Raw genomic sequence first — 12,474 nt, forward strand, 5'->3', positions numbered from 1 at the left:
AGGTTTTAAAATGAAAAGAACGAAAATCGTATGTACCATTGGACCTGCAAGTGAAAGTAAAGAGGTTTTTAGGAAATTAGTTATGCGGGGACTGAATGTTGCAAGATTAAATTTTTCCCATGGTAGCCATGAAGAGCACGGTGAAAGAATTCGGGTAATCAAGGAAGTAAGAGAAGAATTAAACGAGCCTGTAGCAATTCTATTGGATACCAAAGGACCTGAAATTAGAACGGGTAAGTTTAAAGACACGGAAGTAGAGCTTCTGGAAGGACAAGAATTCACCATTACGACGAGAGATGTTCTTGGAGATAATACCATCTGTAATGTAAGCTATGAAGGGCTTGCAAGAGATGTAAAGGTAGGGGACAGTATCCTAATCGACGATGGTCTAGTTGGTTTAAAAGTTCAGAATATCGTAGGAGATACAGATATCCAATGTATCGTTGAGAATGCAGGGATTGTAAAGAATAATAAAGGTGTCAACGTACCAGGCGTAAAAATTAATTTACCTGCTATTACAGAAAAGGATGAATCCGATATTAAATTCGGTATCGAAATGGACATTGACTTTATCGCAGCTTCCTTCGTTAGAAAGGCAGCAGACGTTTTAGCTATTCGAAAGATTTTAGAAGATAATAACGGAAGCCATATTCAGATTATTTCTAAAATAGAGAATCAAGAGGGGATGGACAATCTGGATGAAATCATTGAAGTTTCAGACGGATTGATGGTTGCAAGGGGCGATTTGGGTGTAGAAATCCCTACGGAAGAAATTCCTTTGGCTCAAAAAGAAATGATCAGAAAATGTAATAGAGCTGGAAAGCCTGTTATTACAGCGACACAAATGCTGGATTCCATGATCAGAAACCCAAGACCAACTCGCGCAGAGGTAACGGATGTTGCCAATGCTATCTTTGACGGAACCGATGCAATCATGCTTTCCGGAGAAACTGCGGCTGGGAAGTATCCAGCAGAGGCAGTCGAGGTGATGAGCAACATTGCCAAGCGTGCAGAAGCTGCCATCGACTATAGGGGACTTCTAAAAACGAAAGCCATAGAAATGGAAACCTCTGTGACGGATGCTATCAGCCATGCTACCTGCACAACAGCAGCAGATTTAGATGCATCTGCCATTGTTACAGCTACATCTTCGGGATATACTACAAGAATGGTATCTAAATTTAGACCATCAGCACCGATTATTGCAACGACTACAAGCGAAAGTGTAAGAAGAAGATTGAGCTTAATCTGGGGGGTTTACTCTGTTATTACAGAGCAACTTCATTCCACAGACGATATCATTGATATCTCTGTAAGCAAGGCCCTAGAAGCGGAGCTAATTCGTAATGGAGATTTAATTGTAATCACAGCAGGCGTTCCAGTAGGAGTTTCCGGTACGACCAACCTAATCAAAGTTCATATCGTAGGAGAAGTCATCCTATCTGGAACTGGGATTGGAAAAAAAGCTGCCACTGGAAAGGTTGTTATTGTAAATAGTGTCGAAGATGGACATAAGGTTGAAGAAGGCGATATCTTAGTAGCAAAAGCAACGGACAGAGATTTAATGCCTTTCATAGAAAAAGCTGCTGCAATCATCACAGAAGAAGGCGGCTTGACTAGCCACGGCGCTATTGTTGGATTGAACCTGGGGAAAGCAACCTTAGTTGGAGCAGATATGGCAACCATAAAGCTAAAAGAGGGAGAAATCGTTACGGTAGATGCCTTAAGAGGCTTGGTATACAGCGGAGAAACAAAAGTTCTTTAATTGGAAAGGAATAATATACACAATAAGCTAGGGAGATACATATACTATATTAAAATCAAAATCTCCCCCTTGAAGATATTGATGATATAAGTGTAAAAGGATCTACGAAAGTATGTAGATCCTTTTACAGTTTTTTGTATAATACTTTTTTGTCAAAAAAGTAATTAAAGCAATGAAAACCGATACTCAAAAATCAATGGTTTTAGAAAGAGATTATTAATAAACTTTGAAAATCAATGAGTTTATAAAAAAGATATATTGGATGGCACTCAATAATATAAGTTTTTCCTCGAAAGGTATTTACATATCTATAAAACGTTGTTATAATTATATCAAATTCCAGCAATTTACGGATGGAATTTTTTTAATGACTATTAATGACCGACTGGTCATCAATTTTAATGGAGGTATTATGGCTCGATATACGTCTTTAGACCCAAACAAATATATTTTAATAAGACAAGCTGCAATCGATTTATTCTATAAGCAGGGAATCAACAATACAAACATGCAGGAGATTGCAAAGGAGGCCGGTATTGCAAAGGGCACTATATATTTGTATTACAGTAGTAGAGAGGATTTAATAGATCATATTTTTAATTATTCTTTAAGTTTGCATATTGAAGCTTCAATGAAAGATGTAGAAATTCAAAGCAGCAATAGTGAGAAACTCAAGAAGCGAGTAAAAAATATATTGTTCTGGAATCATGAATATCCGAAGGAAGCCTCAATTGTAAGTGCATACTATAAACCAGTCAATATTGTTGGAACAGATGATGTTTCTTTAAAAGAATCATATGAAATAAATAAGGTATTTTTACAAGAAGGAATTGAACAAAAAGAGTTCAAGGAACTACCTCTTGAATTTTTATGCAAAATGTTTTTTAGTTCAGTGGAAGGCATTTCAACATATATAAGAAAACATCCCAGTGTTTTAGAAGATGAAAAACTCCTAGAAGCTATGGTAGAAACAACAGTTGCAGGGCTTAGAAAGGTTAAATAAAGGGTAATCCTTTCATTTATAAAAAATAAAAGAGGAGAGAAACTATGAAAAAGACAAAGCAAATTTTATCGGTATTATTAGTATTTATAATGATGTTGAGTTTTGTTGGATGTAGTAAACCTGCTTCCAATGGTGGCGAAGGTGCTCTGTTTAAAGCAGGAACGTATACTGCTAAAGCAAAGGGTCTAGGTGGAGATGTTGAAGTTGAAATGATTTTAACAGAAACAACGATTGAATCCGTAAAAGTATTAAGCCATAGTGAAACACCTGGAATTTCAGATCCAGCGATCGAACAAATCCCTGCGAATATCGTAGCTGCTCAAGGACTAAAGATCGATGCTGTTTCCGGAGCAACGGTAACAAGTGAGGCTATCCTAGCAGCTGTTATTGATTGTTTAACACAAGCAGGAGCGAACATTGAGGAATTAAAGACAAAAGGTCTTAAAGCAGTTGTGTTAGAAGATGAGACAATAGAAACAGATGTTGTCGTTGTTGGTTCTGGAATCGCTGGTCTTTCCGCAGCTGTTTCAGCGGCAGAAGAAGGAGCAAAAGTGGTACTACTTGAAAAAATGGGTAGCGTTGGTGGTGCTTCGATTACATGTGGTGGAGAAATTTTAGCTGGTGGTTCTGAAATGCAAGCAGCACAAGGAATTGAAGATACAGCAGAAGGACTAAAACAATACTGGTTAGAAGTTGGTAAAGGAAAAATAAACGAAGAAATCATCAGCTTTATAGCGGATAAAAGTGCAGATACTGTAAAATGGTTAGCTGAAAGAGGCGTGAAGTTCAGAAATGTAACTTTCTCTTACTACTACCCAACGCAAAGCGTTTACAGAAACCATGCAACTGAAACTTTCTCGGGAGCAGACTTTATTCTACCATTACAAGAAAAAGCTAAAAGCTTAGGCGTAGAATTCAGATTTGAAACACCAGCAGTTTCTTTAATCAATGATAAGGGAACGATTAAAGGGGTCGTTGCAAAAAATGCAGGAAGAACAGTTACAGTCAATGCAAAGAGCACAATTTTAGCTACGGGTGGGTATGCGAACAATAAAGAACTGGTAGAACAATACATGCCAAACGTAAAAGGTTACGGATCAGCTTTAGGAGAAGCACTGAACGGAGACGGTTTAATCATGGCTAGAGAAGTAGGTGCTGAAATCGTTGCTAATGGTGGCGGTATTGTAGCGCCAATGGATTTAGGAGCTACTAGATACGTAGATGCAGGTGGAATTTTCTTAAACGTAACGCCAGAAGGAAAGAGATTTGCTAATGAAAACGAATACTGGTTTAAGCGTGCGGCTACATTATACCATGACTTAGGATTTAGTAATTATTTTGCTATTACAGATTCTAAATTAGATAATGAAAATTTGGAAAAAGCAGTTGAAAATGGAACCGCTTTTAAAGCAGATACAATAGAAGAATTAGCTAAGTTCATTGGTGCAAAACCAGAAATTTTAAAGGCTACAGTAACTCGTTACAATGGATTTGCGGCTACAGGTAAAGACGAAGACTTCGGTAAACCAGCAGTAGGGCCAGTAGGTAACAGAGAAGATAATCTTAAAGAATTACAATTATTAAATGCAGTAGATCAAGCCCCATACTATGCGATTGCATTCAATACAACAGGTGTAACCGGAACATTTGGTGGACCAAAGATTGATATGAACGCTCAAGTGATCTCTACAACAGGGGATGTAATTCCAGGATTATACGCTGCTGGAGAGGTTGCCAACGGAGAATTATTCTATGAGCAATATCCATGTTCGGGATCTTCTATCCAAATGAGTACAAGAATGGGTATCCAAGCAGGTAAGGCTGCAGCAGCGGCAAAATAATATGAGCTTAGGAACAAGATAATGGATACACACAATTAAAAGTCTAGATCAAAAGTTATCCATACGTAAATTGAAAAAATATGGACAAATAAATGAAGGGACATATTATACATAGATAATATGTCCTTTTTTTTAGATATTTGTAGGCAACTTATCAATAAAATTTTACAAATTTACGCAATCATATTCATCTAAAGAAAACATTTTTATATTTTTTGAAAATATTGGTATAAAAATTGAAAAGTGCGCTATAATCATAATAGGATTTAAACGGACAACTGATTCTATTTTGTGCACAGAGATTGAATTCTCTGTGCAATTTTTTTTAGCAGTTGAAATTTTAAATGGAATTTAAAATTAAGTGCGCCATAAAGTTTGTACACCTAAGTGAACAAATTTTATTAATTTTCAGGATTGATATAGACTGGGCTCTGAAAGTCATATTTTGTGAAGCCTTGGCCAGAATCATGTTTTACTTCAAAGCTTACGTCAGTTACATTTTCAATAGATTGAAAGGTAAAAACAATACCATCGATCATTCTATTTCGAAGAGAACTGTTATTTTCGTAGGCCTTTAGAAATGCTTCGTTAAAGGTTAGGGTAAGAAGCCCATCATGGAAGCTATAGTCCAGAAGCTCCACTTCATTAGGAACAATAGGGTGCACCTGAGCGTTATAGATGCCAGAAAGATTAAATTTTAAGGCATCAAAAAACATTGGTATTTTAACACCATTCGTATCGTTTCCTAAAACAGCAGTAAACTGTTCAAAAGGAATTGGTACTAATAAAAATCGACCAGTATCGGACAAATAGGATGTATAAATCACATCAACAGCTGTACCGAAATAAGGCTGATCCATGGTCATACCGTGAAAAGCTTCCTTTAATATTGTACCATTAAATTGAAACTGAACCTTAGAGATTCCCTTTGAAGATACCATGGAGTTTACTAGACTACCCACCGCCATAGTGGCGATGCTAGAACCATCGTCATAGGGACCCAGGTTATTTGGCAAATTAATATAGGCAGTGTCTCCAGATTTTCCCGCTTTTCCATTAGGAGGAATAGAAGAACCCTTCTGTAAGCCAAGAGCTGCCTGTGGACCTTGTTCTAAGTTTCTAAGAATTGTAGTCAGTGGATACTCTGTATAAGGAACAAATCTCGTAATAGGAGAGAGATATTTTAAGTCCTTATCTGGAAAATAAAGAGTTAAAGCCATTTGTCCCTTTGGAGCAGATGCCATAGCATTGACATAGGTGCCTTCACTACTAAAATTTATATGAAATTCTGCTTGCTCTAAATGAAACTCTTTTCCTTGGGAATTGGGATGCAACGTTAATTTATAAGAACCATCGGGCAAGTCTAATTTACTTTGATCAAAATCAAAAGTAATATAGGCAGGAGATTCGCTATACAATTCCAAAGCTTTATAATTCTCATTAGGTGCAATATCGTGGAGAGATAAACCTTCAATGACCTTACCGTTATTCATTAATGTAAAAGTAAAAGGGTTACCTTCATCAAATAGAATACGGGTGTAATCTGAATTTGCGGAGAAACCATATTTGATTTTTACCTGATGATTGGATACGACTTCCTCCTCTGTAGTAACCGTAATATATTGGTTCTTGGGAGTGATGGTCGGAATTAATGCAGTAAAGTCCATAGTACTTGCATAAATCGGCATACCAGTGGCGGTTATGCCTATTAGGATCAAAATCAAAATGTTTCTGATGGTTCGTAACATTCAATCAACTCCAATCGTAGCTTGTCCTAAGTTATAATCCCATTATAGGATATTACATCCTTTCCGTAAATAGGAATCGTACAACAAATGTTAGCAAAAAAGTATGAAAGTAGTGTAGAATAATAATGGAGACATGTATTTCGACAGTTTTAGTATCTATCGCTTCATATTCGAGGGATACAGACTGTATTTGGAGCATGAGAATAAAAAATAATGAGGATTGTCAATATAAGGAGTGTTTGAACAGTGCTAGATAAAAGTAAGATATATGAAATGGAAATCAGCGGATTGGGGCATAGTGGAGAAGGCATTGGTAAGATTGATGACTTTACAGTTTTTGTAGAAAATGCGATTCCTGGAGATGTTATAAGGACTAAAATAACTGTATTAAAGAAAAATTATGGTGTGGGGGAGCTGTTGGAAATACTGAAGCCTTCAGCAAATAGAGTAACACCAAAATGCGGCATCGCAGGGATCTGTGGTGGATGTCAAATTATGCACATGGATTACGAACAACAGCTGAGAACGAAAAGAAATACAGTGGTAGAAGCCTTGAAGCGTATCGGAAAAATCGATGCTGTGGTTCATCCTACGCTAGGTATGGACAACCCCTATGAATATAGAAATAAGGCACAATTTCCAGTGGGAATCTTAGATGGAAAATCAATTTTAGGATTTTATAAAAAAGGAAGCCATGAGATTGTAGATACGGAATATTGTCATATTCAGGCACCGATTAATACGAAAATCGTTCAAGTGATAAAAAAATACATCGATGATTTCGATGTTGCCGTATATGACGAGAAGGAGCATAGCGGTTTAATTCGCCACGTGGTGACAAAGGTGGGGTTTGCCACAGGAGAAGTGATGGTGATAATGGTAACCAATGGTAAGGAGTTTCCTTATAAGGACAAGCTGATAGAAATGTTAAAAGAAAATGTGGAAGGGCTAAAAAGTGTAGTCCAAAATATCAATATGAAAAATACCAATGTGATCTTTGGCGATACCACATTTACTCTATATGGAGAGGATCAGATTGTAGATTATATCGGTGATTTAAAGTTCAATATTTCTGCAAGATCCTTCTATCAAGTGAACCCAGCTCAGACTAAGGTGCTTTACGAGAAGGCACTGGAATATGCAGACTTAACAGGGAATGAAAGAGTGTTTGATATCTATTGTGGTATTGGAACCATATCTCTATTCTTGGCTAAAAAAGCAAAAGAAGTTCATGGGATAGAGATTATCGATGCGGCCATCGAAGATGCGAGGGAAAATGCGAGAATCAATCATCTAACCAATACGAAGTTCTATGTTGGAAAGGCAGAGGATGTAGTGCCGAAGCTATACAAAAGCGGTCTTGTTGCCGATGTTGTCGTAGTCGATCCACCAAGAAAGGGCTGCGAGGAAAGTGTCCTAGAAACCATCGTAAATATGGCTCCAAAAAGAGTGGTATACGTCTCCTGCAATCCAGCGACCTTAGCTAGAGACTTAGCTTATTTGGATGAGAAGGGATATAAAACTGTGGAAGTACAGCCGGTGGATATGTTTTCGCATTCGAGTCACGTTGAGTGCTGTGTGTCGCTTGAAAGAATAAAAGAATAATAAAATCATATTTAAGCTATCTCATATCATAAAAGAAAATTATGGAGATAGCTTATTTATATGTATCTAAAATAAAATAGAACAAGAGACATAAACCATAAGTGGACAAAAACTATGGATAGAAGTGATATAAATATAGAGAGAAATACTTTAATTGTAATGTAGAAAGCAATAATAACAAGAGAAAGCAGGGATATAGTATGAAATTTGATGTAGATAAAGAGTTAATAGAAGTACAAATCAAGTATATTCAGAAAGAAATATCTATGATTGAAATGGTATTAAGAAATAAAGATTATGATACTTTAGATTTTATAATACTTCAAAGTAATTATGAAGTAGATTTAGGAGATACTGCAACATTAGAAGAAAGATTAAATGTATATAAGAGTTGGTATGAGCAAGTATTATATTTATTATTTGAGTATGAAGAGGAGAATGAATCATTAGATGATGATATTCTTGTAGTAGGAATTGATTATTGATGATAAAAGGGTAGTATTTAGAATAATTAGATTCAGATAAAGCATAATATTGATTTTAAATAATTTAAATGATATATATAGCAATAATGGAAAAGAAACTAAATTCAAAAGTGTATATATTATAATTACCACGTGGAGAAGGAAGGTGAAAAATTTGGAGCTAAAAACCATTATATTTAATAGTTTAAAATACATTGAGACAAATATTAATGAACCTATAATGGCAGAGGATATTGCTAAAAATGCAGGGTATTCATTATACCATTTTTCAAGAATGTTTAAAAAACAAATGGGATTGCCAATTATGGAGTATGTAAAAGAACGAAAACTGATTAGGGCCTCTGAAGAAATAGTAAATGGCAAAAAGATAATTGATACTGCACTAAATTATGGCTATCAGTCACATAGTGGTTTTACAAAAGCATTTAAAAATAAGTTTGGTTTTTCACCAGCTCTTTTAAGAGCATTTAGTTTTCAAATTAATTGTTTAGGGGGTAATTGTAATATGAGTCATGTATTTATGAAATCAACAGCCATTCACGCGACAAAAGAGGAATTGTATGAACTATTAATAACGACAATAAATGAGAATATGTTAGAATATGACCATGAAAAAATTAGGAAGGCATATGAATTTGCCTGCAAAGCATTTGATGGGAAAAAGAGGTATTCAAATGATGATTATGTAACACATCCAATTAATGTTGCTATTCTTTTATCAGAAATGGAGGCAAGTGAGGATACAGTCATAGCTGGATTGCTACATGATATTCTTTTAGAGAAATCAAATATATCTCTAAAAGAAGTAGAGAAAATGTTTTCTAACAGCATTGTAAATATTATTAAAGGTGTAACAGAATTTAATGGAAATAGTGATATAACTGATGAAGATGTAATAATGGTTAAATTAGCTGAACGGCTTCATAATATGAGAACAATTGAGTTTATGGATGAAGGTCGTTGGAAGGAGAAGGCAAAAGAAACATTAGATATATTTTTACCCATAGCAGTAAAGATGAATAATGAAAAAATATTAGCAGAATTAAATGATTTATCATTGAAATATATTTAAGACTTTTTTATCTATATTTAAAGTAATCTTTATAATACAATTAGGATGCATCATTTTGCATTGTCTATTAGGGGATTTTTAGAGTAGTCTAAGTAAGGTTTAATAAGATGCTTTTAACTAAGGCATCTTATTTTTTATGCAAAAAATAAAGGGTGTATCTTTAAAAAAATAAATTTGGAGACATAAAATCCTATTTATGCATAAATAGGTCTTGATAGACTAATAGAAATAGAAAAGAAATTTTAATAATAATTAATGGAGGTAAAAATGATGAAGAGATTCTTGGTAGTAAGTGATTATTCAGAATATGAACAAGCCATGAAAGCCAGCAATGGCATTGAAGTCATAGCAGTCGTTTCAGGTGAAAGAGAAAGAAAGTCATTAGCTGATGTAATTAGAGAAAGTAAAGATGTAGAGGAAATAGAGATAGATAGTATAGTAAATGCATTTTCATCAGCCATAGAAGTTAAAGAAATGGATAGGCTACAATTAATTGGACAGATAATTTAAGGGCATGTACAATAAAAATATAAAATTAAAGGAGCTACGCCCATGTCTGTTGAAAAACGTCCTCGCCCTACCTATACGGATGAGTTTAAAAACCAAGTAGTACAATTATATAAGAATGGAAAACGCAAATGCAATATTACCCGCGAATACGATATTGCTTCTTCTTTATTAGACAAATGGATCAAACAGGCGGATACTAGTGGTTCTTTCAAAGAAAAAGATAATCTTACTCTAGAACAAAAGGAACTAATTGAACTTCGTAAACGCAACAAACAGCTTGAAATGGAAAATGATATTTTAAAGCAAGCCGCGCTGATTATGGGACGAAAGTAAATGTGATTCGTAACAATGCTCACAAATACTCAGTATCAGCAATGTGCAAGGTCCTAGAAATTTCAAGAAGTAGTTATTACTATGAATCAAAGCCAAAACAGTATGAATCTAAGCTAACTTCCAAAATCAAGAAAATTTTTCAGGAAAGCCGTAGTAATTATGGCACCAGAAAAATCAAAGCAGCTCTTAGAGACAATGGATATCAAGTCTCCCGGCGCAGAACCGGAAGAATCATGAAGCAGGAAGGGTTAGTATCAAAGTATACAGTGGCTCAGTTTAGGCCATATGCAGATAAATGCAACGAATCACAAATAGAAAACTTGGTAAAACGGAAATTCGATGATCGTTCACAATATAATGTAGTTGTAAGTGATTTAACATATGTACGAGTAGGAAATCAATGGAATTACATATGTGTTCTTGTCGACCTATTTAATCGTGAAATCATCGGATATAGTGCAGGTAAAAATAAAGACGCTAACCTAGTTTCAAAGGCATTTGCACGTGTAAATACAAATTTGAAAAATATCCAGGTATTTCATACAGATAGAGGCAATGAATTCAAGAACAAACTTCTGGACGAAACCCTTAAAATATTTGATATAAAGCGCTCCCTTAGCAAGAGAGGATGTCCTTATGATAATGCAGTTGCAGAAGCAACGTTTAAAATTATAAAGACGGAATTTGTAAAATATAAGGTATTTGAAACGCTAGAGGAATTACAATATGAACTGGCTGATTATGTGAACTGGTTTCATAATCACCGACTTCATTCCTCGTTAGGTTATTTAACGCCAGCTACATTCAGAATGAATACCCTTAAAAAAGTTGTCTGAAAAACTGTTGACAATCCACCACATCAATGTTTATAACAGAAGTGAAATAGGCTTCGCACTTAAGTGTGGTGTAACTCTTAAGGAAAGGTTGTGAGAATCTGAGTCATGTCCCATATGGATACAGAATTGAAAACGGTAAAGCAGTTATTGATGAAGAAAATGCAGAGCAAATGAGGAAGCTCTACAAAGGATACCTTTCAGGCAGGCAGAGTATATCTACAGCCTGATAGAAAGTGAGGTGGATTCATGATTTCTCTAGCTCAAAATGTTACTGTTCTTCTCTAGTCCAACAAGAAAGTGAGTCACGATCTGCTAACGTTCGTTTAGGCTTATAATTTAGATACCAGCAAGGAAAAGTTCCAGTCAACCACAACTGGCTCTTGGGATACACCAAAGACGAAGACGGTCACCTCATAATTGATCCAGAGCAAGTCGAAGTAGTAAAGCGCATTTATAGAGAGTACATTCAAGGTAAGAGCTTTTTACAGATAAAAAGGTCCCTTGAAGCTGATGGAATTCTAAACGGCGCCGGCCGTTCAAAATGGAATGAAAGCAATATAAAGCAGATCTTAACTAATGAGAAGTACAATAGACTTACAAACCTAAATAATTAGTAGTATAATACAACTATGTACCTAACAAATATTAGTTAGTTTAGGAGGTGATAATCATGGACAAGAAGCATGAAATCCTTAAAGCTGCATTTGATATTTTTTGCGAAAAAGGATACAATCTGTCTGTTTCTGAGCTTGCTGGTGCGGTGAAAATCAAAACGCCGTCACTCTACAGTCATTTTGGGAGCAAGGACGAAATCATTGAACTGGTTATTCGGGATGAAATTCAAAGATACTATGCCTCTTTAACCGAAAAAATGTTAGAAGTAAAGAGCTTGAGCTGCAAGGAAGCGATGAAAAGCCTATTTGTTTATGTGATTAAATATTTCTCAAAAGATAATAGGATTAAATTTTGGCGTGCCATACCATTCATTCAAAATCAACAGCTTAAAAGTATTTCTACTCAGCTGATTGTAGACAATGACAGGATCTTCAAACAACAGATGCAGATATGTTTTTCAAAGGGTCAGTCCAATGGTGAAATCAGACTGGATGCATCCCCAGGAGCTCTCCGTCTGTACCTTTGCATACTTCAAGGTGTGCTGGACGGTATGCTTTTAGGTTCGGAAGAGCTTGTCGATAGAAGCAATGTTGATGAATTGTTCGAGGCATATTGGGATGGTATTCGCGTCATTGGTACCAATTAAAATAAAGGAAAAATT

Annotated in this window: 11 protein-coding genes; 10 read left to right on the plus strand and 1 reads right to left on the minus strand. The window is 35.4% G+C overall.

Annotated features, from left to right (window positions below):
• Nucleotides 1–10: 10 nt before the first annotated feature.
• From pyk to CLOS_RS03085, 3 genes are all read left to right on the plus strand, one after another.
• A complete protein-coding gene (gene pyk, locus CLOS_RS03075; protein WP_012158462.1) occupies nt 11–1,765 on the plus strand; it encodes a pyruvate kinase in 1,755 nt (584 codons plus the stop codon).
• A gap of 367 nt (nt 1,766–2,132) precedes the next feature.
• Complete coding sequence (locus CLOS_RS03080; RefSeq protein WP_242649591.1) at nt 2,133–2,768, plus strand: TetR/AcrR family transcriptional regulator; 636 nt, start codon at nt 2,133–2,135, stop codon at nt 2,766–2,768.
• Between the two features lie 44 nt (nt 2,769–2,812).
• Complete coding sequence (locus CLOS_RS03085; protein WP_012158464.1) at nt 2,813–4,609, plus strand: FAD-dependent oxidoreductase; 1,797 nt, start codon at nt 2,813–2,815, stop codon at nt 4,607–4,609.
• A 401-nt stretch (nt 4,610–5,010) separates the two neighbouring features.
• On the opposite strand, the gene CLOS_RS03090 is transcribed toward CLOS_RS03085, so the two are convergent.
• A complete protein-coding gene (locus CLOS_RS03090) occupies nt 5,011–6,357 on the minus strand; it encodes a GerMN domain-containing protein (protein ID WP_012158465.1) in 1,347 nt (448 codons plus the stop codon).
• Nucleotides 6,358–6,603: 246 nt separating this feature from the next.
• Between CLOS_RS03090 and rlmD the strand changes: the two genes are divergently transcribed.
• The 7 genes from rlmD to CLOS_RS15180 all read left to right on the plus strand — a co-directional run bounded on the left by rlmD (nt 6,604) and on the right by CLOS_RS15180 (nt 12,459).
• Nucleotides 6,604–7,962 (plus strand): 23S rRNA (uracil(1939)-C(5))-methyltransferase RlmD, encoded by a 1,359-nt coding sequence (gene rlmD, locus CLOS_RS03095; RefSeq protein WP_012158466.1) that lies wholly within the window; start codon nt 6,604–6,606, stop codon nt 7,960–7,962.
• Between the two features lie 200 nt (nt 7,963–8,162).
• On the plus strand, nt 8,163–8,447 hold the full coding sequence (locus tag CLOS_RS03100; protein WP_012158467.1) for a hypothetical protein: 285 nt from the start codon (nt 8,163–8,165) through the stop codon (nt 8,445–8,447).
• Nucleotides 8,448–8,496: 49 nt separating this feature from the next.
• Nucleotides 8,497–9,519 (plus strand): helix-turn-helix transcriptional regulator, encoded by a 1,023-nt coding sequence (locus tag CLOS_RS03105; protein WP_242649592.1) that lies wholly within the window; start codon nt 8,497–8,499, stop codon nt 9,517–9,519.
• Nucleotides 9,520–9,789: 270 nt separating this feature from the next.
• Complete coding sequence (locus CLOS_RS03110) at nt 9,790–10,029, plus strand: hypothetical protein (RefSeq protein WP_041718937.1); 240 nt, start codon at nt 9,790–9,792, stop codon at nt 10,027–10,029.
• Between the two features lie 42 nt (nt 10,030–10,071).
• A protein-coding gene (locus CLOS_RS03120; RefSeq protein ID WP_156774381.1) for an IS3-like element ISClsp1 family transposase occupies nt 10,072–11,198 on the plus strand; the annotation gives its coding sequence in 2 pieces (ribosomal slippage) (nt 10,072–10,327 and nt 10,327–11,198; 1,128 coding nt in all).
• A 380-nt stretch (nt 11,199–11,578) separates the two neighbouring features.
• Nucleotides 11,579–11,812 carry a recombinase family protein gene (locus CLOS_RS03125; RefSeq protein WP_041718940.1) on the plus strand — a complete coding sequence of 78 codons (234 nt, stop codon included), beginning with the start codon at nt 11,579–11,581 and terminating at the stop codon, nt 11,810–11,812.
• 56 nt (nt 11,813–11,868) lie between these two features.
• Nucleotides 11,869–12,459, plus strand: coding sequence for a TetR/AcrR family transcriptional regulator (locus CLOS_RS15180; RefSeq protein ID WP_012158472.1), 591 nt, complete (start codon nt 11,869–11,871; stop codon nt 12,457–12,459).
• Nucleotides 12,460–12,474: the final 15 nt, after the last annotated feature.

Source organism: Alkaliphilus oremlandii OhILAs (genome assembly GCF_000018325.1).
GTDB classification, from domain to species: Bacteria; Bacillota; Clostridia; order Peptostreptococcales; family Natronincolaceae; genus Alkaliphilus_B; species Alkaliphilus_B oremlandii.